This is a genomic window from Gordonia sp. 852002-50395_SCH5434458 (genome assembly GCF_001665905.1).
GTDB lineage: Bacteria > Actinomycetota > Actinomycetes > Mycobacteriales > Mycobacteriaceae > Gordonia > Gordonia jacobaea.
Window position 1 is genome coordinate 60369 of sequence record NZ_LZTC01000041.1, and the last position, 25034, is coordinate 85402.

Annotated in this window: 23 protein-coding genes and 5 tRNA genes; 10 read left to right on the plus strand and 18 right to left on the minus strand. The window is 65.7% G+C overall.

Annotated features, from left to right (window positions below):
- Nucleotides 1-61: 61 nt before the first annotated feature.
- A complete protein-coding gene (locus A5785_RS10035) occupies nucleotides 62-595 on the plus strand; it encodes a DUF1990 family protein (protein ID WP_049697787.1) in 534 nt (177 codons plus the stop codon).
- A gap of 53 nt (nucleotides 596-648) precedes the next feature.
- Nucleotides 649-930 carry a cyclic-phosphate processing receiver domain-containing protein gene (locus A5785_RS10040; protein ID WP_049697786.1) on the plus strand — a complete coding sequence of 94 codons (282 nt, stop codon included), beginning with the start codon at nucleotides 649-651 and terminating at the stop codon, nucleotides 928-930.
- A 90-nt stretch (nucleotides 931-1020) separates the two neighbouring features.
- On the opposite strand, the gene A5785_RS10045 is transcribed toward A5785_RS10040, so the two are convergent.
- The 3 genes from A5785_RS10045 to A5785_RS10055 form a co-directional block, all read right to left on the minus strand.
- A tRNA-Phe gene (locus A5785_RS10045) sits at nucleotides 1021-1097 on the minus strand.
- Between the two features lie 28 nt (nucleotides 1098-1125).
- A tRNA-Asp gene (locus A5785_RS10050) sits at nucleotides 1126-1202 on the minus strand.
- 38 nt (nucleotides 1203-1240) lie between these two features.
- Nucleotides 1241-1313: transfer RNA gene (locus A5785_RS10055), tRNA-Glu, on the minus strand.
- A gap of 216 nt (nucleotides 1314-1529) precedes the next feature.
- Here A5785_RS10055 and A5785_RS10060 point away from each other — a divergent pair.
- Nucleotides 1530-1602 (plus strand) — tRNA-Lys (locus A5785_RS10060).
- Nucleotides 1603-1661: 59 nt separating this feature from the next.
- Here the strand turns inward: A5785_RS10060 and A5785_RS10065 are convergent.
- The 6 genes from A5785_RS10065 to A5785_RS10090 form a co-directional block, all read right to left on the minus strand.
- Complete coding sequence (locus tag A5785_RS10065; protein WP_231894250.1) at nucleotides 1662-3074, minus strand: HNH endonuclease; 1413 nt, start codon at nucleotides 3072-3074, stop codon at nucleotides 1662-1664.
- Nucleotides 3075-3164: 90 nt separating this feature from the next.
- Nucleotides 3165-3587, minus strand: a complete 423-nt coding sequence (locus tag A5785_RS10070; RefSeq protein WP_005204332.1) for an organic hydroperoxide resistance protein — start codon at nucleotides 3585-3587, stop codon at nucleotides 3165-3167.
- Nucleotides 3588-3604: 17 nt separating this feature from the next.
- Nucleotides 3605-4066: a MarR family winged helix-turn-helix transcriptional regulator gene (locus tag A5785_RS10075; protein WP_049697784.1), complete on the minus strand. Its 462-nt coding sequence runs from the start codon at nucleotides 4064-4066 to the stop codon at nucleotides 3605-3607.
- Between the two features lie 91 nt (nucleotides 4067-4157).
- Nucleotides 4158-4706, minus strand: a complete 549-nt coding sequence (locus tag A5785_RS10080) for a dihydrofolate reductase family protein (RefSeq protein WP_049697783.1) — start codon at nucleotides 4704-4706, stop codon at nucleotides 4158-4160.
- A gap of 10 nt (nucleotides 4707-4716) precedes the next feature.
- Entirely contained in the window at nucleotides 4717-5790 is a 1074-nt protein-coding gene (locus A5785_RS10085; protein ID WP_049698061.1) for a phosphotransferase family protein, read from the minus strand.
- 5 nt (nucleotides 5791-5795) lie between these two features.
- Nucleotides 5796-6914, minus strand: a complete 1119-nt coding sequence (locus A5785_RS10090) for a hypothetical protein (RefSeq protein ID WP_049697782.1) — start codon at nucleotides 6912-6914, stop codon at nucleotides 5796-5798.
- An 81-nt stretch (nucleotides 6915-6995) separates the two neighbouring features.
- Between A5785_RS10090 and A5785_RS10095 the strand changes: the two genes are divergently transcribed.
- Nucleotides 6996-7598, plus strand: coding sequence for a TetR/AcrR family transcriptional regulator (locus A5785_RS10095; RefSeq protein ID WP_049697781.1), 603 nt, complete (start codon nucleotides 6996-6998; stop codon nucleotides 7596-7598).
- 27 nt (nucleotides 7599-7625) lie between these two features.
- Here A5785_RS10095 and selB read toward each other — a convergent pair whose 3' ends face one another.
- From selB to A5785_RS10110, 3 genes are all read right to left on the minus strand, one after another.
- Nucleotides 7626-9416, minus strand: a complete 1791-nt coding sequence (selB, locus tag A5785_RS10100) for a selenocysteine-specific translation elongation factor (protein WP_049698060.1) — start codon at nucleotides 9414-9416, stop codon at nucleotides 7626-7628.
- A 1-nt stretch (nucleotide 9417) separates the two neighbouring features.
- Nucleotides 9418-10752 carry an L-seryl-tRNA(Sec) selenium transferase gene (selA, locus tag A5785_RS10105; RefSeq protein WP_049697780.1) on the minus strand — a complete coding sequence of 445 codons (1335 nt, stop codon included), beginning with the start codon at nucleotides 10750-10752 and terminating at the stop codon, nucleotides 9418-9420.
- Nucleotides 10753-10776: 24 nt separating this feature from the next.
- Nucleotides 10777-10872, minus strand: a tRNA-Sec gene (locus A5785_RS10110).
- Nucleotides 10873-10924: 52 nt separating this feature from the next.
- Between A5785_RS10110 and selD the strand changes: the two genes are divergently transcribed.
- Together selD and A5785_RS10120 are read left to right on the plus strand one after the other, a co-directional pair.
- Complete coding sequence (gene selD, locus A5785_RS10115; protein WP_049697779.1) at nucleotides 10925-11959, plus strand: selenide, water dikinase SelD; 1035 nt, start codon at nucleotides 10925-10927, stop codon at nucleotides 11957-11959.
- Between the two features lie 57 nt (nucleotides 11960-12016).
- Complete coding sequence (locus A5785_RS10120; RefSeq protein WP_049697778.1) at nucleotides 12017-13168, plus strand: GGDEF domain-containing protein; 1152 nt, start codon at nucleotides 12017-12019, stop codon at nucleotides 13166-13168.
- On the opposite strand, the gene nrfD is transcribed toward A5785_RS10120, so the two are convergent.
- From nrfD to A5785_RS10155, 6 genes are all read right to left on the minus strand, one after another.
- The gene (nrfD, locus tag A5785_RS10125) at nucleotides 13152-14255 is read right to left on the minus strand and encodes an NrfD/PsrC family molybdoenzyme membrane anchor subunit (RefSeq protein WP_064866251.1); all 1104 of its coding nucleotides are present in this window, start codon (nucleotides 14253-14255) and stop codon (nucleotides 13152-13154) included. The two genes, A5785_RS10120 and nrfD, sit on opposite strands and share 17 nt — an antisense overlap.
- The gene (locus A5785_RS10130; RefSeq protein WP_049697776.1) at nucleotides 14252-15268 is read right to left on the minus strand and encodes a 4Fe-4S dicluster domain-containing protein; all 1017 of its coding nucleotides are present in this window, start codon (nucleotides 15266-15268) and stop codon (nucleotides 14252-14254) included. The genes nrfD and A5785_RS10130 overlap by 4 nt, the downstream gene beginning before the upstream one ends.
- Nucleotides 15269-15278: 10 nt before the next feature.
- Nucleotides 15279-18635, minus strand: coding sequence for a formate dehydrogenase (fdh, locus tag A5785_RS10135; RefSeq protein WP_197494556.1), 3357 nt, complete (start codon nucleotides 18633-18635; stop codon nucleotides 15279-15281).
- A gap of 15 nt (nucleotides 18636-18650) precedes the next feature.
- On the minus strand, nucleotides 18651-18971 hold the full coding sequence (locus tag A5785_RS10145; protein WP_049697773.1) for a putative quinol monooxygenase: 321 nt from the start codon (nucleotides 18969-18971) through the stop codon (nucleotides 18651-18653).
- 132 nt (nucleotides 18972-19103) lie between these two features.
- Nucleotides 19104-19889 (minus strand): DUF2510 domain-containing protein, encoded by a 786-nt coding sequence (locus A5785_RS10150; protein WP_064866269.1) that lies wholly within the window; start codon nucleotides 19887-19889, stop codon nucleotides 19104-19106.
- 170 nt (nucleotides 19890-20059) lie between these two features.
- Complete coding sequence (locus tag A5785_RS10155) at nucleotides 20060-20929, minus strand: alpha/beta fold hydrolase (RefSeq protein WP_082938034.1); 870 nt, start codon at nucleotides 20927-20929, stop codon at nucleotides 20060-20062.
- 174 nt (nucleotides 20930-21103) lie between these two features.
- Between A5785_RS10155 and A5785_RS10160 the strand changes: the two genes are divergently transcribed.
- The 4 genes from A5785_RS10160 to A5785_RS10175 all read left to right on the plus strand — a co-directional run bounded on the left by A5785_RS10160 (nucleotide 21104) and on the right by A5785_RS10175 (nucleotide 25034).
- Nucleotides 21104-22054: an alpha/beta fold hydrolase gene (locus A5785_RS10160; RefSeq protein ID WP_049697771.1), complete on the plus strand. Its 951-nt coding sequence runs from the start codon at nucleotides 21104-21106 to the stop codon at nucleotides 22052-22054.
- Nucleotides 22055-22221: 167 nt separating this feature from the next.
- Nucleotides 22222-23340, plus strand: a complete 1119-nt coding sequence (locus A5785_RS10165; protein WP_197494562.1) for an MBL fold metallo-hydrolase — start codon at nucleotides 22222-22224, stop codon at nucleotides 23338-23340.
- Complete coding sequence (locus A5785_RS10170; protein WP_049697769.1) at nucleotides 23337-24098, plus strand: crotonase/enoyl-CoA hydratase family protein; 762 nt, start codon at nucleotides 23337-23339, stop codon at nucleotides 24096-24098. Before A5785_RS10165 ends, A5785_RS10170 begins: the two co-directional genes overlap by 4 nt.
- A 30-nt stretch (nucleotides 24099-24128) precedes the next feature.
- Complete coding sequence (locus tag A5785_RS10175) at nucleotides 24129-25034, plus strand: LysR family transcriptional regulator (protein ID WP_049697768.1); 906 nt, start codon at nucleotides 24129-24131, stop codon at nucleotides 25032-25034.

Below are 25034 nucleotides of genomic sequence, written 5' to 3' on the forward strand. Positions count from 1 at the left end.
ATTGTTGCGCGTGACGGTGCAGCGTGAGTTCGAAATCGGACTCGGTCACTAGAATGGCGTGATGTCCGACCTCGGCCGTTGGGAGCTTGAGCCGTTCACGTACGACGAGGTCGGCGCGACCCGCGGCACGCCTCCGGCGCGTGCTCACGTCGTACGGGCTGAGCGCCTCGTCGGTCACGGCCAGTCCGACTTCGACACGATCAGCGACGCGGTTCTCCGGTACGGCATGCAGCGAGGTGCCGGGCTGCAGGTTCACGCGAGTACGACGTCGGCGCAGGTCGGCACCGTCATCGTCCTCACCGCGTGGTTTCTCGGGCCGGTTCGCATTCCTTGTCGGGTGGTGTACGTCGTCGACGAGCCGGATCGTGCCGGGTTCGCCTACGGCACACTTCCCGGGCATCCGGAGAGTGGCGAGGAGTTGTTCGCGGTCGAGCTACGAGCCGACGGCTCGGTGGTCGCGACGGTCCGCGCCTTCTCTCGTCCTGCCCGCTGGTACACCCGCCTCGGCGGTCCCGTCGCGCGTCTCGCTCAGCGGCTGATGACCCGGCGATACTTGGCCGCGATGGCGCGACTCGGGGGCGGCTTGCGGGGATGAGCGCGAGCGAAATTCTGTAGCCCCTAGTCATTCCCGCCCGTAGCGTCACGGCGATGCGCCTCTACGTCGATGACTTACGCGACCCGCCCGACGACACCTGGACCGTTGCCCGATCGAGCGCCGAAGCCTTGGCGATCTTGCGGAGCGAGGCGGTCGTAGAAGAGTTGTCCTTGGATCACGACCTCGGCGGCGACGACACGACGCGGCCGATCGCCCTCTACCTGTCCGAGCACGACCAATGGCCTCCGATCGTGCGCGTGCACAGCTCGAACCCCGTCGGAGTGGAATGGCTTGTCGGAATGGCGGAGCGCTACGGGCCTGGGGTCACCCGCTGAATCGGTCCCAGGCACTCAAGGGTTCGGGCTACCGTCATCGAAAGCAAAAGACCATCCGGCAAGCCGGATGGTCTTTTTCGAGTAGCTAACTGGTGGCCAGAGTCGGGATCGAACCGACGACCTTCCACTTTTCAGGCGGACGCTCGTACCAACTGAGCTACCTGGCCAGGAGGTCCGGCGTAAAACCGAAACCTTTGGCGACCCTGACGGGACTCGAACCCGCGACCTCCGCCGTGACAGGGCGGCGCGCTAACCAACTGCGCCACAGGGCCATCTTCAATTTTCCTGCTCCCCCGTAGAGGACCAGTTGTACCCCCTACGGGATTCGAACCCGCGCTACCGCCTTGAAAGGGCGGCGTCCTAGGCCGCTAGACGAAGGGGGCCGGTTCTCCGTTGGGAGCCGACTTAGCTTAGGACACCGCTCGCGCAATTCACAAATCAGCTGGTCAGACTGCATTTCGCACGAGTTGACGCCCTCCGAACACCATACCCGTATCCGACGCCGACGGCATCGACAATTGCAAGCCCACCGTCGATGCACCGCCGCGTAGCCGACCTGTAAACTCACTTCCTGCGTCGGCCGCAGCGCCGAGGCGTCCGCCCCTATAGCTCAGTTGGTAGAGCTACGGACTTTTAATCCGCAGGTCGTAGGTTCGAGCCCTACTGGGGGCACTCATGACGGAGTCCGCGCTGGCACGCGGCGAGTCCGTCGAGCGTTCCGCTGAACGTCGTCACGCGGCTGCCAGCGAGGCAGGTCGGTCGGCGCGGGCCGCGGCGGATTGCTTGAAACGCCAACTGGCGTACAGCACCTCGGTTGTGTAGCCCAGGTCGAGCGGTCCGGGGTTTTCGGGGACCACCGCGTCGTCGGATATCGCCGCGGGCCGCCAACCGTGTGGCGCACTGATCGGCGGCGCCTGTTCGATCAGCTGCCCATTATCCTGACGATGAAATGTGAACTGCTGCAACGCATGCGCCGTGATCGAGAACTCGCCGCGATGCAGCGCGCGGTGATGCGACGAACACAGCAGCACCAGGTTGTCGGGAGTCGTGGCACCACCACGCGACCAGAACCGGACGTGATGCGCGTGTAGATGCTTAGTCCGTCCACACCCCGGGTAGCGGCACCCACCATCGCGAGCGAGGATCGCGCGCAGCGTCCGCGTCGAGGGCGTCCGCGTTCGACGGCCCCACGACGTGATGCTGCCCTGCCTTCCGTGACGCACCTCGGTCTTGGTGCCCGAACACGACGCCTCCGCCTCCTCGACCGCTGAGAGCGCAGGCCCACCCTCGACGTACGAGTCAGCCTCAGACGACTGGCTGTGCACGACCACCTCGGCCCCGGGAGTGAACGTCGGCACGTCGATCGCCGACTGCATCGTCTCCGCCATCAGCACCACCGCGGGCGCAATGTTGGCAGGGGTATGCCGCCACAACCGTTGATCGGCGGGCTCGAGGCCGGCCTCCTCGATCTCGGCCTCCCGGTCAGAATTACCTGCCGAATCAATCTGTGCGGCAACCAGATCCGTCACCGACGGTCCGGCGTCACCGGGCGACGTGCGCGTTCGTTCGTATTCGGCACGCACCGTCGCTGCAAGGAACGACGCCCCGTCCAATGCCGACAACCGCATGCGCACCGACAACGTGCCGTCGGAATTCCACTCCCACGACGCCGTCGATTCGACCTCGCCCTCGCTCGCCTCTCGCTCACGCTGATCGATCGAACGAATAGCTCTCACGACCCGCTCGAGCTGAGCAGCGTCGGCAGACAACGCGACGCTGAGCAACTCGTCCTCGCGGTCGGGCATCACGACTCGCGTCAGCGCACGCACCTTCGAATACGACAGTCGGCCCTCGACGAACGCATCCCGAATCCGGGGCACACCGTCGAGCGTGCGCGCCACCCGCACGTACTCCTGTGCCGTCCGCGGCGACAAGCCGGTTCGCAGCGTCAACCAGTGCGCACAAGAAATGATCCCCTCGCCCGTCCACCCTTTCCTGCGATCGAACTCGGACAGCAGCAGCAAGAACCGCCCTGTCAGGCTCGCGATCTGACTGGCGTGCCCCACAAGGCGGTCTGCGATCTGATCCAACTCCAACCCGGACGGGTCGGCGTCGTCGAAAATGGTTGTGCTGCTGGCGTTCACGATGCCCCCTGACAATCGACAACATGTTCGAGTATCAGAGTATCGGTGGGCACCGACAGAGAATCTGGAGTTCGACCGCCGGTGTCGTGACTACTCGTCGACGAGTGTCAGCGTGACGTCGATATTGCCGCGCGTGGCGTTGGAGTACGGGCACACCTGATGGGCCGCAGCGGTGAGTGCCTGCGCGTCGTCTGCGCTCAGCGCAGGCAACGAGATCTCCAAAACGACGGCCAGCTCGAACCCGCCGGAGTCGTTGGAGCCCAACGACACTCGGGCGCCAACGGCCGAGTCGCTGACGTCGGCCTTCTCAGCCCGCGCAACGGTGCGCAGCGCACTGTGGAAGCACGCGGCGTAGCCGGCTGCGAAGAGCTGCTCCGGATTCGTCGCGCCGCCGGGACCTCCCAGCTCCTTGGGGATAGCGAGGTCGAGATCGAGTTGTCCGTCGCTCGTCCTGGCGTGACCGTCCCGGCCTTCGCCTGTCGCAAGCGCCTCGGCTGTGTACAGAGTCTTCATGGTGACATCCCTTCTTTTCAGCGAGCCTGGTTGGCGCGCAACACATCAGATAGTTGGTGCAGTGCCGCACGCAGCTCGACGGCCGCGTCGACGTCGAAGTCGGCATCGGATTCCACAGGATCGGTCAACGCGTCGACCAAGGCGGCCATCACGCAGTCAGACTTTTCGCCCAGCGCCGCGCCCGATTCGGTGAGTGACACGATCGTCGACCGCTCGTCGTCGGGAGACCTGTGACGTTCCACGTGTCCCATCGACTCCAAACGACGAACCAGTGGTGACACGGTGCCCGAGTCCAGTTGTAGACGCTCCCCGAGCCGGCCGATCGGGACAGATTCTTCCTCCCACAGCACCAGCATCACGAGGTACTGCGGATACGTCAGTCCGAGTTCGCGCAAACCCGGTCGCTCGGCGGCGATGATCGCGCGCGACGCGGTGTAGAGCGCGAAGCACAGATGGTCGTCGAGGCGAATCTTTCCCACGTGAAGAAGACTAGGCCCGATTTAGATTGTGCACAACCTAGTTGCTCGCAATATTTCTGTGGGCGACGTCATATCGACGCGCAAGGAACGTTCAGCGGAACGCCGTGACGTCGTATCGGGCGCAGACGAATCCCTGATTGCGCGCGAGGTCACGCAGTTCGAGGTCGCACCTCGCGGTGAACAGTGGACGCCCGGAGCCGAGCAGCACGGGCGCGATCGACACCACGAGTTCGTCGAGCATTCCCGACGCCCAGAACTGCGCGGCCAGGTCGCCACCGCCGACGATCCAGACGTCACGTCCGGCAGCGGCGTCGACCAGTGCAGCGCGATGATCCGCAGGCGACCCGGACACCACGCGGATGGTGTCGGCGACAGCAGTCAGGTCGCGCGTACTGAAGACGAACGTCGGGACCTCGTACGGCCACGGATTACCCTGTTCCACTTCATGTTCGACGAGCCACTCGTACGTGGTCGACCCCATCGCCAGGGCTCCGACGTCGCCGATGAACTCCGCGTAATTCATCGGACCGTCCTCGTCGATCGGCTGGCTGAGCAACCAATCGAGCGAGTCGGCCGTGTCGGCGAGGAAACCGTCGAGACTCGTGGCCGTGTAGAAGCGGAATCGCGTTGCCGCACTCATCGAGCACCTCCTACCCTGCAGTGTCGCATTCACCGCCGAGTACCGCTTCGATTCTGTTGGCACACACCTCGGGAAGCAGTCCGCCGAGCCCCATGGACCTGTCGAGGCGTATGAGCGGAAGTCCGAGCAGCAACGCGCTACTGATGAAGTGAAATGTCATGTGCTCAACCCGCCCACCAACCGCATCCTCGTAGCGGGCTATGGTCTCGGCGGCAGTGGGTACACCCGGCGATGGCGCGTGCCCCTCATGCGGGCTGCTGATCCAATCCGTGGTCAACATCCATGCAATGTCGGCCGCCTGATCTCCGAGGTATGCCATCTCCCAGTCGAGCGCCGCTACCGGCTCGAAGTCTCTGCCGAACAACAGATTCGACATTCGAGCGTCGCCCCAGCACAGGCCGATTCGACGTGGTTCGTAGAGATGGGCGTCAAGCCAGTCGAGCCCGCCCAGCAGTCCCGGATGAATGGGCTCACCCGCATACGCCCATTCGATAGACGTGCGCAGATAGCGCGCGAGGCCCTCAGGGCCCGGTGACGAATCGGTGTTCAGACGGAGGAAGCCCAGACGGTCTCGCCCGACATCGGCACGATGTATCCGCGCGATCATGTCCACGCAGCCGTTCCACAATCGAGCCCGGCCCGCATCGTCGGTGTCGGCAAAGATTCCCGCCTGATGATACGGAGGAACATCACCGACGGTGTAGACCGAATCGACGAAATCCATGACTAAGTACGGTGTTCCGAGATCGGCAGGGTCAGCCTCAAAGAAGCGCACCCGCGGCACCGGCACATCGGATTCGGTGAGCCGGTGCATCACACGGAACTGCTTTTCGAGGTCGTAGTCGGGCAGGATCGCCAGCCGGGGAGGTCGTCGCAGGACGTATCGCCGAGTGCGCGACCGTGTGTCCGGCTCGGCAACCCCGTCTACGGTCACGATGAACGTCTCCGTGGAATACCCCGTCTCCGTTCGCACACAGGAGATCACATCGGCCGACGCCGCCTCCGCAAGTCTCGCTCGAAGAATGGGAGTCAGCACCTCGGCCAGATCCGTTTCAGCGCAACGCTGTTCGACGTCGTGTTCCATACCGCTCACCATCCGGTGTAGCCGTAGCGCGGATACGCGCCGAGAAAGACCATCTCGACGAGCCCGTGGCCGACCTTGCCGTCCATCCGAACCTCACACAGCGTTTCGCTGAGCATCGAGGCCGGCCGGATCTCGTCGATCTCCAGAGTATTGACGGTGAAACTGTCGATGAAATCCGTTCCACGCCAATACCCGCTGGCATAGCCACGATAGTCGTCGTAGCCCGCGATACCTGGCCAAAAGTCGGTCAGCGGCTTGACTTCGATCTGAGAGCGAGAACGGTCGTCGCGAATGATCGAGAAACTACCTCCGCTCACGACACGCAGATCATCGCGGAAAGTCAGATCGTGCTCGACATCGATGAGGCGGCCGGGAGCGCGTTGGGTGTCACTCGGATACAGGAGCTCGCCCTCGAACTGGGTGCGACGCCCCGCGCTGTCCTCGCGCTGTGCGAAATGCACAAGCTGGTCGTCGAATTCGAAGATTCCCATGTAGTAGAGGACCCCGTCGGGGATCTCGGTGGGCTGTCGCTCCGGGCCCTCGGAGATGCTGCCGCCACCCCCGCCGTGACGCACACCCCACGAGTGGTCGCGGCCGAACCACCATTTCCGCGAATCGATCTCGATGCGCTCGTCCCCGATGGACAAGAATCCCTCGACCACACCATTCTGATAGAAGCGTCGTGCGTCCTCGAGCACGCGTCCACGACTGCGATGAAACGCCGGCGTCTGCTCATACGCGTCGAACCGACCACGTAGACTCAGATCCAGCGAGATTCCGGACTCGTTGGGCGCCAGACGAACTCGCACCGCACGCAGAGGCTCCTCGATCTCGTAGGTGAACGGTCCGATCTGGTAGACGCCGAGAGCTCCGGCACTCTCCGGCTGCAATTCGGTCGACATTCGAGCAACGTGCGCGGTGCCGTCTTTTCGGGTGACCATCGCGTAGGCATCCGTCACATTGCGATTGGGATATCTCGCCATCCCGGTCATGACATTGACGTCACCGGAAATATCGAAGCCGTACATGACGATCCGCTCGACCCAGCGCAGGTCGCTCTGACCGACATGGTCGAACGTCGTCGCCATTTGGTGGCACAGGATCTCATCGTGAGGAACAAGCAACGGTCACACCCTTCGTCGGATTATCGTTACATGCTGACACGTAATGTAACTACGAGGAGCCGCTTCCGATAGATTCGCTTCATGACGTCAGCGACCAGCGGCACCGGCCGCCCCCGCGATCCCGAGAAGGATCGTGCGGTGATCGCGTCGACCAAACAGCTACTGCTCGACGAGGGATATCGAGGCGCGACCGTCGCGGCGATCGCGCGCCACTCGGGGGTTGGTGCACCTACGATCTACCGGCGCTGGCCGCGTCGCGAGATGCTCATCGAGGATGCCGCCTTCAGGCAGACGGACAGCGTCTCGCTACCCGAGGACCAGGGTGATCTGAAAAGGAACCTTCGGGCATGGGCGACAGTGTTTCTCGCTACGCTCGCCGACCCCGTGACCCGAGCAGCCCTACCGGGCTTGATCTCCGACTATCAACAAGACCCGGAGTTGTACCAACGGCTCCTCGACCGTGCCGATTCGGGCGCACGAGCGGTATTCGTCGAGCGACTGGCTGTCCACGTAAGTGGTGATGATCCGGCCCAGGTCGAACAGAGACTCGACGTGGCATTCGACATCCTCGTGGGCCAGACGCTGCTGCAGGCTCTCACCTTCGGTGAGACCGGGCGCGACGAGTTCTGCGACCGCACAGCCCAAGCTCTGACCGCCATGCTGCTCTCGCAGACCTGGACCTGACGACTGCACCGCCACCCGATCCGAGGATCACCGAACCACTTCGCGATGCCCCGCATCGAGGCGTCGTGTCCAGCCGCGCTCGTCGAGGTGCTCGAGCAAGGGGATGGCGACGCGGCGCGTGGTGCCCAATGCCTTTCGGGCCTCGCTCGTCGTGAAGGGCTGATCAATAGCAGCCAGAACCCGCATCGCCAACGCAGGCGATCGAGGCGAGAGCACAACACCGTCACGTAACCGAAGTAGCCTGTCGAGGCGCTCGGCTGCCGCCAGTTGTTTGGGGCCGAGCCCGAGTGCGGCGAGGTCGTCGGCTTCCGGCGCGGCAAAGGCATCGTCGGCAAACCGACGCTCGAGTGCCGCGATGGCTTCCTCCGCATCGCCGAGTCCGCGCGCCACACCGGGTTTCGACAGGAACCCGCCCGCATGGTCCAGACCGGCGTCGGCGATGAGAGGCGCGACAAGCGCATCCGACGGTAGTCCGACGACGCCTCCCACGCTTGCGCGAGGCAAACCCTCTGCGAGCGAGTCTCGTTGATAGACAGCATCAACAGCGTCGCGGAGCCGTTCGACCCACTCCGCCCACGCCTGCTCGTCGACCCACCAGTCCCCGACAACGCGCACGCCCTCGGGCGGCGTTGCCTCGGCTCCGACGACACCGAGCCGTCGCAGATGCTCGACGGCTACGGCACCGCGACGCTCGACCTCACGTCGTGTGTCGCCTCGATCACTCATGCCCGACAACGCATCTGCTCGACGCGCCGCATCACCGCGACGCCGCAGGGGCGGTGGCTCCGCATCCACCACGACACCCCCACCGATCCGACCGCTGCCCGCGTCGCGGAGCACCAGTCGATCACCGAGAATCAGCGGAACGGCTCGCTCGAGCGTGATCCGCGCGTGGTCGGCGTCGAACGGGCGGAGCCGAACTCGCAGCGCGGCCGTGCCGACATGAACACTCAGAGCGCTTGGTACCGAGTCGAACTCAGGACCACTGACACGTCGAATGTCGACACAGTCGGTCAGCCGCCACACCCCGGGACTCAACAGCAGATCACCCCGCGCGACGTCCGACGCCGACACGTCGCGCAAGTTGATCGCCACCCGGCTCACCGGCCCGACACGTTCGCGCGGCGTGTTCTCACTCTGCACACCACGCACGGTGACCGATCGAATGCCTCGGCCCGTCAACACATCCAGCGTGTCACCACGTCCCACCGACCCGGCCGACAACGTCCCGGTGACCACGGCACCCGCACCTTTGATGGTGAACGCACGGTCGATCCAGAATCGAACGGGTGCGGCATCTGAGGGAAACGGGTTGCGCTGCAGCACGTCTGCGATCGTCTCGCGCAGCTCGTCGATCCCACGCCCCGTCAACGCCGAGGTGACGACGACAGGTGCGTCGGCGAGACCTGTCCCCGACAATTCGTCGCGTGCCTGCGCGACGACGTCGGAGATCCGCTCCGCGTCGGCGAGGTCTGCCCGCGAGATCACGAGCACGCCACGATCGATGCCGAGCGCGGCGATCGCATCGCGATGATCCGACGACTGCCTGCTCCACCCCTCGTCGGCAGCGACGACGAACGCCACCACGGGCGCCGGACCGATTCCCGCCAACATATTGCCGAGGAATCGCTCGTGACCCGGAACGTCGACGAATGCGATGTCGGCGCCGGATGGTGTTGCCATCCAGGCGAATCCGAGGTCGATCGTCAGTCCTCGACGTCGCTCTTCGGCCCAGCGGTCCGGTTCCATCGTCGTCAGGGCACGCACCAACGCACTCTTCCCGTGATCGACGTGCCCCGCCGTGGCGACGACGTACACCTCAGCCAGTCGCCCCCGACACGCGGACGACGCCGAGCGCATGCGCGACCGCTTCGGCGAGAATCTCGTCGTCCGTCTCCGGGATGCATCGCAGGTCGACGAGACATACGCCGTCGTGGACACGTGCGAGCACTGCGGGAGTGCCGACGCGCAACGCCTTGGCGGTCTGTTCCGGCAGCGCAATCGCCCAGCCGGGCAACGGAACTCCCGGAGCTCCTCCCCCGCCTACCCTGCCGTCGTGGGGCACCACGTTCACGCCTTCACCGACTCTTGCGGTGACCGCCTCGGCCCGCTGACGTAACCGCCCGTTGTCGGCGTGCAGGTACTCGGCCACCGGCGGCAGAGGTCCGACGAGCGTCGCCTCCATCGCCGCGAGGGCGAGCTTGTCGGCACGAACCGCCCGCGCGAGTGGATGTTTCGACAGTCGACCGACCAGATCGGCGTCGCCGAGCAGGATTCCGGCCTGCGGACCTCCGAGCAACTTGTCGCCGCTGGCGATCACCAGATCGGCGCCTGCGGCCAGCGCAGACGACGCGTCCGGTTCGTCGGGGAGCGCGGCGTCGGGGACGAGGAGTCCGCTCCCGAGGTCGGCGATGAGCGGAACGCCCTGGGAGGCCGTCAGTTCCGCCAGCTCGGCGATGGTCGCCTCCGCGGTGAATCCGCTGACCCGGTAGTTGCTCGGGTGGACCTTGAGTACGCAGCCGACGTCACCGTCTGCGAGTGCTGCGGCGTAGTCGCGCAGGTGTGTGCGGTTGGTGGTCCCGATCTCGCGCAGTCGCGCACCGGTCGACTCGATGAGGTCGGTGAGCCGAAAACCCGCGCCGATCTCGATCATCTCGCCGCGACTGATGACCACCTCGCGTCCGGCCGCGAGCGCGGTGGTGGCCAGCACCATCGCGGCAGCACCGTTGTTCACCATCAGGGCGTCGCCTGCGGCGGGACAGGCGCGCAGCAACGCCTCGCGGGTCGCGACGCCGCGACGCGAGCGCGTACCCGACTCCAGGTCGAGTTCGACGTCGACGTAGCCGCACGCATCGAGGACCGCATCGCGTGCGGCCGTCGACAACGGTGCTCGACCGAGGTTGGTGTGCACCACGACCCCCGTCGCGTTCAGCACCGACCGTCCGGTGCCGACGCGGCGTCGGACGAGTGTTTCCCGAATGACTCCCAGCACGTCGTCGGGATCGACGTCGCCTCGCCTGGCCGACTCCTGAACATCGCGGACGACGCCGCGGACGGCTTGCTCACCGAGTCGTCGTGCAGCCGTGGCGATCTCGGGATCGGCCAGCAGATGGTCGGTGCGCGGGATCCGCCGTCGGGGATCGGATCGGGTCACCGCGCCTCCTTCAAGAACAAGCTGTGGCGGAGGCGGACGGGAATCGAACCCGCCAGACCGAGATACTCGACCTCCTCGGTTTTGAAGACCGGGGGGCCCACCAGGAACCCAGACGCCTCCTCGGCGACCATACCGCCGATCTGGCATCACCCCTGCAATTACCCTCGGTGAGATGAGCACCGTCGAGACGAATCCGGATTCGCAGAGCCCGACGATCAGGTTGACCGGCTACGCCCACGGTGGCGGCTGTGCGTGCAAGATCCCGCCGGGCGAGCTCGAGGCCGCAGTCGCGGGGTTGACCGGCCAGAGCGGCGACAACATCCTGGTCGGCCTCGACGACGGCGACGACGCCGCAGCCGTACGCATCCGCGACGACCTCGCCGTCCTCTCCACCGCCGACTTCTTTACCCCTGTCGTCGACGACGCCTACGACTGGGGACGCATCGCAGCCGCGAACGCACTCTCCGACATCTACGCAATGGGCGGATCGCCCGTCGTCGCGATCAACCTCGTCGGCTGGCCGCGCGACCTTCTGCCGATGGAACTGATGACCGAGGTGCTGCGCGGCGGACTGGCCGTCGCAGCGCAGGCCGATTGCCCGGTGATCGGCGGCCACAGCATCGACGACCCCGAGCCGAAGTACGGCATGGCCGTCACCGGTGTCGCGTCGCCAGACGCGCTCATCCGCAATGACGCCGCGACCGTCGGACTGCCGATCACCCTGACCAAACCGATCGGCGTCGGGATGCTCAATAACCGGCACAAGCAGACCGGCGAAGTATTCGACGCCGCGATCGACGTCATGACAACACTCAACCGCGACGCCGCCGACGCCGCCCTCGCTGCAGGTGTCCGCGCGGGCACCGACGTCACCGGATTCGGATTGCTCGGGCACCTCCACAAACTGACGAGGGCCTCGGGGGTGCGCGCGGTGATCGACGCTTCTGCCGTCCCCCTGGTCGACGGCGCCCGCGACGCGCTCGACGACGGATACGTCTCGGGCGGAACTCGCCGCAATCTCGACTGGGTTCGCGACCACCTCGACGTCGGACGCGGTGTCGACGAGAACGACCTCCTGATGCTCGCCGACGCCCAGACGTCCGGCGGGCTGCTGCTGGTCGGCGAAGTACCCGGATACCCGATCATCGGCGAGATCGTTGCAGTTGCAGGGACTGAAACGCCAGGTTCCGGGATCGACATTCGCTGACACTGACCCCCTGGCGCTCTATTGTTTCTACACACGTCGAGTCCGAGGGGGAGACGGGTGCAGCGTCGCAGCGCTATCGCGGTCTCGGAATGGCTGCGTGACTCAACGCCACTGCAGTGGCGCGTCGCACTCTTCGATCAACTCGGAAATGCACCCCTCAAACGGCTCGTGTTGTCGCTGGGCGCGGCCCTGTTGGGATTCGCCTCAGCGGCCGCTGCCGCGTCGTCGAGCTCGGGGTTTTCGCCCCTCGTCGAGAACATTCTGCTGGTCACAGCCGTCGTCGCCGCGACGCTGGTCCTCCGGTGGTGGCTGCTTCCGCTGCCGACACGAACCGAAAGCCTTCTGGTACTGGTGTTCGCCGACGCCGTGATCGCAACCGCATGCTTTGGGCATCACGACCGCATGCTCGGCATCGCAGGCGTCACCCTTTTCTCGATCATGAGCGCATTCGCGGTGTTCTTCTGCACGCCACGGTCACACATCCTGCACGCGACATTCGCGTCCGCAGTCATTGTGAGTTTGATCACGTTGGTGGCTATCGACGACGGGCGGCCGATGCTGTTGGTGGCCATGTCCAAGGGCATCGCCCCCCTTGCCCTGGTGGCACTGATCATGCCCTCGATGCACTACTTCTTCTGGGTTCTGGGCACCAACGCCATGGACGCCGGCACCGATCCGCTGACGCGCTTGGCCAATCGGCGAGGCCTTACGCGATACGTCGGTGGGCTCGACAACTCAGCCCGAACGGTCTCGGTGATCATCATCGACATCGACGGATTCAAGGCGATCAACGACACCCACGGCCACCAGGTCGGCGACCTGGTGCTCGTGCGCGTGGCAGGTCGGATCATGGAGGCGTGTCATCGGCTGGCAGGCATCCGCAATGTCATCGCCTCGCGAACCGGCGGCGAGGAGTTCGCCGTGATTCTCGACGACGACCTGCGCACCGCCCGTTCGCTTGCCGAGCGCATCCGCATCGGCGTCGCAGCCGACACCTCACCGTCGGTGACCGTCAGCGTCGGAATCAGCGTCACCTCACCGGACGTCAAGGCGAACGTCGACCGACTCCTCGAAGACGCCGACGCCGCCATGTACCTCGCGAAACGACAGGGCGGGAATCGCGTGGTGGTGGCGCCGTCCAACGACCACCGACCACTGGCCCGACACGCTCGGCGCGAACGCCACGACGCGATCAGTCCGCAGTCGTGATCGAGTCGTCGGTGAATCCGGCGGCGCGGCGAGCGGCGAGGCGTCGCTTCTGCGGTTCGATCGTGTAGCGCGGGTCCTTCGCCGACTCGATGCCCGCGTGGAACACACCGAACCTGGTACAGGCCGACGCCGCGAGCAAGGCGAGTCCCGACGCGGCTGACGCGACCCGCGAACGACCACTGAGCAGTGTGCCCACTCCCCCGATGACCGCCAGGCGTTCTGCCCAGCGCATCAGCGTGCCTGCCTTGCCGTGGTGGAGCGGTTCTGCGGCAATCGGATCCATGCGCGCTTCCATGACGCGGGTGGCCGCCACATCGCCCACCACGCCGAGCACGGCCAGCGTCCGTGCCGGGCCCACCTCGTCGAGCGGTGTGGTGACCAGGGCCAGTCCGCTCGCCGCGAGACTTGCCGAGCTGACGAAGACAAAGGGCAGGTCGCGGTGCATCGCGTTCCACGTCGGTGTGGCCGTATCGCCCAGCAGCGCCGCGGTGTACACGGCGAGCAGCGGCCCCATCGCGCCGCCGACGAGTCCCGCCGGCGCCTCCACGACGTGCAGAACAGTACGCAACGGTCCGAGCGGAAGTCTTTCTCGGAGAAGCCGATCCACTTCCGCCGCGGCCGCGACCCCGATGCCGCCGGAGAAGCCGGACAGTATCCATGACCCGACGCTCATCGGCGACGTCACCTTGAAGGTGCGCAGCATGTTGTAGAACCGATCGGGTCGGCCCAGGTCGGCGATGAGCGCAACCCCACCCAGCCCGGCCGCGGCGAGACCACTGAGACGGGCGTTGCGGCGCAACACTTCTCGCCCCGTGAACTGTGCACCCGCCGCGAGTACTCCCGACCCACCCGCGACGCCACCGAGGAACAGGTACGCCGCGACCTTGTCGTCCCACGGCGCAGGCTTGACCACGTTGTGTCCGTAGTAGCCCTCGACGTCGACCTTCTCGAACTCGACGTCGGGCACCATCGACATCTCGCGCGCGCCGTCGCCCTGGCCGAACAAGCCGCGTCGACGACCCTTGCCGCCCTTGCGCTTTCGGCGACCGGGCTCGGGCGGGCGCAGCGAATCGTAGTCGGAGGTCATCGCTTTCTGCCGGTCAGGAACGAGACCGCCGCCGCGGCAACCATTCCGAGGGCGGCAGCGCCCGCTCGTCGGTACATGGTGGGGAGGTCGGCCGTGCACACGCGTGGGTCCGGCGGAAGGCCGTAGACCTCGGGCTCGTCGAGGAGAAGGAACACCGACCCGGTGCCGCCGACTCCGTCGTTGGAATTCGCCCCATAGAGCCGGGCTTCGGTCATCCCCTGCGCGTGTAGTTGCTCGACGCGTTCGCGCGCGGTGTCGACCATGTCGTCGTGATCGCCGAACTTGATCGACGTCGTCGGGCAGGTCTTGGCGCATGCGGGCGTCTCGTCGTCGACGAGTCGGTCGTAACAGAGCGTGCACTTCTGTGCCACACCACGTCTGGGCACTGGAGGCTGCTCGCCCTTGCGCTGCCCCTCGCGCGTCGTCGGCTCGACGGTGCCGTCGGATCGACGTTCGACGACGCCGAAAGGGCAACCTGCGACACAGGTTCCGCACCCGTTGCACACGTCGTGCTGCACGACGACCGTCCCGAACTCCGTGCGGAACAACGCGCCGGTCGGGCACACGTCGAGACAACCCGCGTGCGTGCAGTGCTTGCAGACGTCCGACGACATGAGCCAACGGAACTCGGGCGTGTCGGGCGGGGTGGTGTCCACGGCGTCGGGAATCGTGGCGTCGGCCGAGATAGTACCCCCGGGCATCGTCGGCATCCCCAAACCGACCAGGGCACGGCCGGATTCGCGTGCCTTGTCGATGCGGTCGCGGTCCTGCTCGATGAATGCGACGTGTCGCCACGTACTCGCACCGAGCGCGACGGTGTTGTCGTACGACATGCCCGTCAGCTCGAGGTCGCCGTCACGTGGGTTCTGGTTCCATTCCTTGCACGCGACCTCGCATGCCTTGCAGCCGATACAGATCGACGTGTCGGTGAAGAACCCCTTGCGCGGACGTTCGGCGTCGCCCCAGTGCGCGTCTGCACTGGGATCGGTGGGACCGGACAGTTGATGACTCATCTCGCACTCCTCACCATCGGGTGAACCCCTCTCCGTCCGCATCATCGGAATCGGTTGGCGGATAGATTGTCTCGTGCTCGGGATCGGTGATGCGCACGTTGTCGGTCTCGGGTGTCACGCCTGCGCGCTGCTGGTAGTCGTGCACCAGGTCGAGTAGCGCCTGCCCGTGAGGTCGACGCCCCGCGATCACCTCACACGACCCGACCTTGGACTCCTGGATCTGGACGTTGGGGTCGAGCGTGACACCGATCAGGTCGTTCGCGGCGTCGCCACTGACGACGGCGTCGCTGCCGACGCCCCAGTGATAGGGCAGACCGACCTGATGGACGTCACGTCCGTTGATACGCAACGTCTTCACCCGATCGGTGACCAGTACACGTGCCTCGATGGCCGCGCGCGGCGAGATGATCGTCGCCCAACCCTCGTTGACCAGCCCGCGTTCGGCGGCGAGTGCCGGGGAGACCTCGCAGAACATCTCCGGTTGCAGCTCGGCGAGATACGGCGACCAGCGACTCATCCCGCCCGCGGTGTGGTGCTCGGTGAGGCGGTAGGTGGTGAACACATACGGGTAGACGTCGACGCCTTCGTCTCCCGCGCTCGGAGCGTCGAGATTGTCGTTACGCGCGAACATGATTCGTGCGGGGGCCTGCTGCTGCGGGTACAACGCGTTGGCGACCGGCGACTCCTGCGGCTCGTAATGCGCGGGCAGCGGGCCGTCGACGAGCCCCTTGGGCGCGAAAAGCCAACCCTTGCCGTCGGATTGCATGATGAACGGGTCGTCGCCCGCGAGTCCCTCAGCTCCCCCGAGATCGGGATCGGGGCGGGCATCGGGCGCCTTGTCGACCGGGAAGTCGGGCACGTCGTCGCCAACCCACTTGCGCGCCTGTGCATCCCACCAGATGTAGCGCTTGCGCTCGCTCCACGGTTTGCCCTCGGGGTCGGCGGAGGCGCGGTTGTAGAGAATTCGACGATCCGCCGGCCACACCCAGCCCCACTCGTGCTGGCTCACCGAGTCGCCGCCGTGCGGTACCCGCCGCGCGGCCATGTTCGTCGCGTGCGCATAGATGCCGGTGTAGATCCAGCAGCCGCCCGCCGTCGAACCGTCGGCCTTCATCTGCGTGTAGCTGGTGAGATTCTCGCCCGCGTGCTCGCCAGATGTGAAGTAGCCGTTGATCTCCGAGAGCACCGACTCCGGTTCGGGGTTGCCGTGCTCGTCGAGCGGGTAGTCCCATGTCATGTCGAGGAGCGGTCGGTCGCGCGGGTCGTCGGAGTCGGCCAGCCGCGCGCGGATGCGCTGCCCGAGTTCGTAGAAGAAGTCGAGTTCGCTCTGCGCCTGTCCCGGCGGCGCAACCGCCTGATGCCGCCACTGCACCATGCGTTGGGTCTGGGTGAACGAGCCGGCCTTCTCGACGTGCGTTGCTGCAGGCATGAAGAAGATCTCGGTACCGATGTCTTCTGTGCGCAATTCGCCGGAGGCGATCTCGGGTCCCTCCTTCCACCAGGTCGCCGACTCGATCATGTTGAGGTCACGCACCACCAGCCACTTGAGATGGCTCATCGCCAGGCGCTGCTGTCTGCCGTTGGCCGATCCGACGGCAGGGTTCTGGCCGAGTACGAAGTAGCCCTCGACCTCGTCGTCGAGCATCGACACGGTGGTCTGATATGTGCCGGCGGGCCCGTTCAACCTGGGCAGGTAGTCGTAGCACCAGTCGTTGTCGGCAGTGGCGGCGTCGCCGAACCACGCCTTGAGCAGGCTCACCATGTAGGTGTCGGCGTATGCCCAATACCCCTTCTGTTGTGGCGATCCGACGCCCGCGAGGTACTCGTCGAGAGTGTCGTGCTTGCCAACCGACGGCATCGGCAGATAGCCGGGAAGCAGGTTGAACAGGGTCGGGATGTCGGTGGAACCCTGGATGCTCGCGTGTCCGCGCAGCGCCATGATGCCGCTGCCGGGGCGACCGACGTTGCCGAGCAACAACTGCAGGATCGCCGCGGTACGGATGAATTGGGCGCCGAGGGTGTGCTGCGTCCAACCGGTCGCATAGCCGAAACACGTTGTGCGGTCACGGCCGGAGTTGTCGGCGATCGACTCGGCGAGGTAGGTGAACTCCTCGACCGAGATCCCGCACATGTCGCGGACCATCTCCGGCGTGTACCGGGAGAAGTGGCGTTTGAGGACCTGGAAGACCGTGCGCTCATCGGTCAACGAGTCGTCGCGGAGCACGTTCGCGTGTTCGAGAGGCGGACCGCCCGAACCGTGCTGGTCGCCTGCCGCACGCGCCGCTGCCGTCTCGCCGTGCTCGTCGCCGCCTGGCGATTCGATACCGGGCGATTCGATGCCGCCGCTGTCCTCTGCGTCGGCGTAGGCCCACGTCGACGGGTCGTACTGTCCGGTCTCGGGGTCGAAGCCGGAGAACAGTCCGCCGAGGTCCTCGGTGTCGCGGTACTCGTCGTTCACGATCGTCGCGGCGTTGGTGTACGCGACGACGTACTCACGGAAGTACCGCTCGTGGGTGAGCATGTAGTTGATCAGCCCACCGAGCAGCACGACGTCGGAGCCGACACGGATCGAGATGTGCTTGTCGGCGTTGGCCGACGTCCTGGTGAACCGCGGGTCGACATGGATGACCCGCGCACCACGCGAGCGCGCCTCAACCACCCACTGGAAGCCGACCGGGTGCGCCTCGGCCATGTTGCCGCCGATGAGCACGATGCAGTCGGAGTTCGCCATGTCCTGCAGTGATTGCGTTGCGCCGCCGCGTCCGAATGAAGCTCCCAAACTGGGAACGGTTGCGGAGTGTCATATGCGCGCCTGGTTCTCGATCTGGATCGCGCCCGCCGCGGTGAAGAGCTTCTTGATCAGATAGTTCTCTTCGTTGTCCAGGGTCGCGCCGCCGAGCGATGCGATGCCCATGGTGCGTCGGAGTACGCGCCCCTGCTCGTCGGTGTCCTGCCAGGTTCGACGACGCGACTCGACGAAGCGGTCGGCGATCATGTCGATGGCGGTATCGAGATCGAGGTCTGTCCACTCGGTCGCGTACGGCGCGCGGTAGCGAATGGTGCGCTGCCGCATCGGATTGTTGACCAGTTGCTCGCTCGACGCGCCCTTGGGGCAGAGGCGTCCGCGCGAGATCGGCGAGTCGGGATCGCCCTCGATCTGGATGACGCGTTCGTCCTTGACGTAGACCTTCTGCCCGCAGCCGACTGCGCAGAACGGGCAGACGCTCTGCACCACGCGGTCGGCGGTGGCGGTCCTCGGTTCGGTTGCGCGGGTGCGCGCCGACTGCACGGCCGGACCGCGGCCGAACTTGTCGCCGGTGCGTAACTGCCGGAAGACCGGCCACTCCAATGGGCTGAAGGAGGGCACGTAATAGACCCTACGTCAGATTGCACCCTTGTCGGGGTCACCCGCGGGCACGGCGTCGAACGTCTTGATGTCGAGCGGTGCGGCGAGCAGATCGTTCAGCGCTGCGCCGAGTTCGGCGAGGGCGGCTCCCTTGCCGTGCGTAGCCAGGGCGTCGAACGACTCCCACTTCTCGATCATCACCAGATCGGTGCCATCGCCGGTGGCCTCGTGCAGTGAGTACAGCTGGCAACCCGGCTCGGTCTGCACCTTGGGGACCGCCGCGATCACTGCCTCGCGCACCGCTGCCTCCTGTCCGGGCTTCGGCGATAGCGTTGCGACGACGATGACGGGCGACATATGCACTCCTACTTGGGGTTCCGCGCCCAGTTGGATTTCCGGGCGCACTCAACGCTACGGGCGGCAATGGCTCACGTCCCGAATTTCAACGGAACTCAGATCTCAGACAGCGAAGGTTCGTTGCGCTCGCACCTATTTCGAGCTTCCAGTGGTCTCGATGATGTTCACTTCAACCTCTGGAGCAGTCACGCTCCCACCTACTGTGGTGTCATATGTCTTCGAGCCTTTGACTACTATCCACATGGTGACGAGGTCGTCCTCTACGATGTCGACAAAGGTTGCTGCGCCGGCTTTGGCGATTGTGTTGATATTCATCTCGTAATAGTCGACTTGCGCGCCATCCGTATCTGCGCGGATCGTCGAAGACCCCATCGCCGCGTCAGCCTGAGTGACGTGGCCATAGATCACGTATTTTTCGCCCACGTGGGAGTCCGGGTTCTTGGCGACGAGTTGCCAACCACGCGAATCAGTAGCTTGGTAGGTCGACTTGTCGAGATCTGCGGCCCGTTGCTGCTCCATTTCACGCTGAGCCGACTGGGCTGCTGCGGCCTCCCTGGACTGCTCGGCGGGGTCGACTGTTGTCGACTGAGCAGCGCCAGAGGATGCACGGTTGGTCTTGTTCGCCCCTTTGTCAGATGCGGCTACCGATACGGCGACGGCGACCACGACTACCAGCGCAACTGCACACAGCGCCCCTATCAGGTACCAGATCTTCCGAGAATTTTTCTCCTTGGTCGCCACCGGCGGGGGCGCGACGCTGGAAGTCGGATCAATCCCCGGCGCTTCAGCAGTCCCCGGCGGCTCTGAGGGAGTGTGCGTATCCGTTGTCCATTTGTGGCCGTCCCACCATCGGTAGCGACCGCTACGCGGACTCTCCGGGTCGGGATACCAGTCGGGCGGCGGAGTAGGCGTGGTCATCGTGATCTCCTTCAGACTCGCGGACTGCACGCGCGCGAGAAATGCGATCACTGTAACTGCTGGTCAGGACCGGTGACGCTCCTGGCGAGAAATCTGGCACAGACTTGCACAAGATTTCAAATCTGCGCTCCTTGTAGGAGATTCGGCCTCAGATGGAACGTCGGATGGCGTCAGTTGCCGCTTACGAGCACCGGGGATTCGAGCGCGACGGCGTCGACCGCCGCGACGAAAGGCGGCAGGAAGTTCTCGACGCCGATCACGCAGCAGGCGTGGCCGCCGTCGACGTCGAATCGGCGTGCACCGGGGATGCCGTCGACGAGAAGTTGCTGACGCTCGGGTTCGACGGTGTGATCCCTCGTCGACACGACGACAGAGGTGGGCACGTCGATGTCGCGCAGCCACGAGCTGGAGTCGAAGTTGCCAAGACCCTCGCCGAAATCGCCCGCGTGCGAGAGCGGCGTCGAGAGGAACTGCTTGGTGGCCCAGATGCTCGTGTGTTTCGCCGGGCGGTCGAGGCTGGCGTCGGACGGGCGGGGCAGCGACTCGTAGATCGGGCGCAGGATTCGTCCGATACGGGCGTCGCGGTCGCGCCGGTGCGGATCGCGTTCGCTGAAGAACGGCCCGGTCGAGCACAGCACGAGTCCTGACACCCTGCGCGGGTGTCGACGCCAGACGAGCTGTGCGATGCCGCCGCCCATCGAGAAGCCCGCAGCGGTGAACCGGTCGATGCCGAGAACGTCGGCGAGCGCGACGACGTCGTCGGCGCAGTCGCGCAGATCGAAACCCTCGGCCTGAATGCCTCGGCCGTGCCACCGCTGATCAAGTGTGATGACCCGATACCGACCGTTGAGCTGCGGAATCGACGGATACCAACAGAGAAGGCCGGTGGTGAGCACCGAGTGCAGCAGGAACACCGCCGGCGCGTCTTTCGGCCCGGAATCGGTGACGTAAGTCGTTCCGCGGCCGGGCAATTCGACATGCCGCCCGGCGGGAAGGTCGCGTACCGGGTAGGGCGTCGCAACGTGACGAACGCCGCGCACGATCCGCTGAATCGACGACGGCGTCGAAGCCTCGGTTGTCGGGGAAACGTCTGCACTCACCCGGTCAACGGTACGCGCCCACGCTGCGGGTTCGCTGAATTCGGCGCGTCAACGAATGTTCGTGCTGAACAGGTGCCGTTCGTCGGCTAGGTGGCAACGTGAGACCCTTGTCACATGATCGACGTCGATCGCCCGAAGATCGAGGGCTCCGTAGCTGTCGGAACGCACGCAACTGACCGCACGAAACGACGAATGGGGTTCGCCGAGTTCGGTTCGGCGTCCGGACGCCCGATCCTGTGGTTCCACGGCACGCCGGGTGCTCGTCGACAGATCCCGCTCGAAGCCCGCGAGTACGCCGCTGCCCGCGGAGTGCGGCTCATCGGTATCGACAGGCCGGGTGTCGGATCGTCGACGGCCCACCCCTACGACTCCGTGCGGGACTTCTGCGCCGACCTCACCGACGTCCTCGACGCGCTCGGCATCGACGATTTCGGTGTCATCGGCGTCTCCGGCGGCGGCCCGTACGCGCTGGCCGTCGCGCACGAGTTCGGTCCACGCGTCCACGTCGCCGGAATCGTCGGCGGCGTGGCCCCGACCGTGGGACCGGAGGCGATCGGCGGTGGCGCGGTCGCGTTGGCACGCCGCGCCGCACCCGTCCTACCCGTCCTCGGGGCACCCGTCGGGCAGGTGATCAGCACCGCACTGCGCTTCGTACGGCCGATCGCCGAACCCGCGATCCTGCTCTACGGCAGGCTCTCCCCCGCCGCCGACCGCGAGTTGCTCAGCCGCCCGGAGTTCCGCGCGATGTTCCTCGACGACCTCCTCAGCGGCGGGTCGCATCGCATGGAGGCACCGTTCAACGACGTCCGGGTGTTCTCCCGCGACTGGGGCTTCTCGGTCAGCGACGTCTCCACCCCGGTGCGCTGGTGGCACGGGGACCGCGACCACATCGTCCCCTACGCGCACGGCGAGCACGTGGTCTCGCTCCTGCCCGACGCCAAGCTGTTCAGCCTGCACGGCGAGAGCCATCTGAGCCTGTTCGGGATGTCGACCGACGTGATGGACGAACTGCTCGCCGTCTGGGACCAGGCGACGGTTGCGCCGCCGAGCCCCGCGGGCGAGTAGGACCAGAAAAGTTCACCTCATCTGTGTCGATTTACCTTCGGCAGTGCCGAAGGTGGCGTGCAACAGATGAGGTGGATTTTCGGCATTTAGCCACATAGGGGTTTCCTCACGGGCTGTGAGTCGACGGGTGTTTGTGGCGCTCGGTTGCGCCGTGGTCGGATCAGATGATGAGTACGTCGATCGTGGTCACCGGCCATCGCCAGCGCGAGGCCTGGGTGCGTAAGGAGATGCCGCCCGTCGAAGAGGTCCGGCCGGGCCTCTGGTCGATTCCGGTTCTCATTCCCGAGAACCCGCTGCGCTACATCCTCGTCTACGCATTGGCGACGGCAGACGGTCGGCTCGCGCTCATCGACACCGGCTGGAACACCGACACGGGCTGGAAGATGCTCGTCGACGGAATCCATTCCACCGGACACGACCTCGCCGACGTCTCGCACGTCTTCGTCACCCATCTGCACCCCGACCACTTCGGACTCGTCCCGCGCCTGCTGGAGCACACCGACCCGCAACTCGCGATGCACAACGCCGATGCCCGTCACCTGCGGTTTCACAGCGAGGAAGAACTCGCGGGCGAGTTCGTAGCCGCTCAGGAGGACCTGCGTGTCCTGGGCGCTCCGACCGACGTCGCCGACACCGGCCTCCTCGAATTCGTCCGGCTCCCGGGAGGTCGCACGATGGACGTCGAACTCGACGACGACGTTCCGCTGAACGTTCCCGGGTGGAATCTGCGTGCGGTGTGGACCCCCGGCCATACGGCGGGACACCTGTGCTTCGCCGACGACGACGCGGGCGTCATCTTCACCGGCGATCATCTGCTCCCCCGGATCAGCCCGAATGTCTCGACCAATCCGTTCCAGACGCCGAGCCCGCTGGCCGACTACCTGACGTCGCTCGCGCGCACCGAGCACATCGGCGACCTCGAGGCCATGCCCAGTCACGAGTACCGGTTCCGCGGGCTCGCCGATCGGGTGACCGATCTCCTGTCGCACCACGAGGAGCGACTCACCGAGATCGCCGAGGCGATCTGGAACCAGCCGGGCGCCACAGCGTGGGACGTCACCCGCGCTGTCACGTGGTCTCTCCCGTTCTCCGACCTGTCGATTCCCCTGTCCCGCGTGGCATTGCGAGAGACCAACGCGCACCTTTTGGTACTGGAAGCGCGCGGCATCATCTCGTCGACGGGCCACGAGCCGGTGCGCTGGACGGTCACCGACACCCGACCCGCCGATCACAGCATCGAATCCGCGACGATCGAATCCGCAACCACGAGAGGAACTCTGCGATGACCCCGGTACGCACCGAATTCGCCGACGGCGTAGCCGTTTTCACCATCGACCGCCCGGAGGCGCGCAACGCCGTCAATCAGGAGGTCGCGCAGCAACTCGCCGCAGCGATGGACGAGTTCGAACGTCGCGACGACATCACGATCGGCATCCTCACCGGGGCGGGTGGAACCTTCTGTGCCGGTATGGATCTCAAAGCGTTTACCCGTGGTGAGCTGCCCAGCGTCGAGGGTCGTGGCTTCGGCGGTATCGCCTCCGCTCCCCCGAGCAAACCACTCATCGCGGCCGTCGAGGGTTGGGCGCTGGCGGGCGGGTGCGAACTGGCGCTCTCGGCCGACCTGATCGTCGCCGCCGACGACGCGAAGTTCGGTCTGCCGGAGGTCAAGCGCGGACTCGCGGCCGCAGCGGGCGGTCTGCTACGACTCCCCAAGATCCTGCCCTATCAACTCGCCATGGAGATCGCACTCACCGGCGATCCGATCACCGCCGCCCGCGCCCACGAGTTCGGTCTGGTGAACACCCTGACGCCGTCGGGTGGGGCACTCGACGGCGCGCGTGAACTCGCCGCGCGGATCGCCGCGAACGGCCCTCTGGCGGTGCGTGCCACCAAGCAGGTCGTCAGCATGGCGATCCGCTACACCGACCCCGATCTGTTCGCGGCGCAGCGCGGCATCCTCGATCCCGTCTTCGTCTCCGACGACGCGCAGGAAGGCGCCCGCGCCTTTGCCGAGAAGCGCGCACCGAAGTGGACCGGCCACTGATCGAGGTACCCCCTCGCCTACGATCGAGAGGTGGACCTGCACCTTGCCACCTATTTCGTCGCGGTCATCGATCACGGCGGTATCACCAAGGCTGCGCAGGCGCTCTACATCTCCCAGCCGTCGCTGTCGCAGGCGATTCGTACGCTCGAACGCAAGCTCGGCGTCACGCTGTTCGACCGCACGGGGCGTCGACTCGAACTCACCGAGGCGGGCGCACGCGTCGAGGTGATCGCGCGGCGCGTCCTCGCCGATGTCGAGCGAGCACGTCTACGAGTCGGCGCCGTCCGCGAATTACGTTCCGGGACAGTGGATATCGTCACCGAATCCGCGTTCGCCGTCGCACCCCTCGTCGCGATCGTGCGTGATTTCCGTGCCCGCTTCGACAAGGTGATCGTGCGAATCCTCGCCGCCGACGGTCCCGCGGGCATCCTCGCGTCGCTACGCAGCGGGCGAGCCGAGATCGGACTGATCGATTCCACCGCCGACCATTCCACCTTCGTATTCACTCCGCTGGGCACACAGGAACTCGTCCTTGCCGCATCGCCATCGCTGAGCGTCGACGCCGACGAGGGTGTTGTCGCACGCGAGTCCGTCCGGTCGCTGCCACTGCTGCTCGACCTCTCCGATCCGTCGACCGGGGGTCTTCTCGCCGACATCATCTCCGACGGCGCGCGCAACGTGATGGTCGACTGCTCGCACCCGCCGACCATCCGCGAGTTGGTCACCCGCGCCGTCGGCGCGACCATTGCACCGCGGGAGTCGGTCGCCGAGCAGATCCCGGACGCCACGACCTACAGCCTGGACCCTCCGCTACGACGAGACTTCGGTCTGATCATGCGCTCGGGCCAACCGTCGCCCGCCGCAGCGGCCTTCGTCGCCGTTGCACGCCAGACATGCGGCGCCCCAACACGAGTCGACGACTCGGTCTTCGAGTAA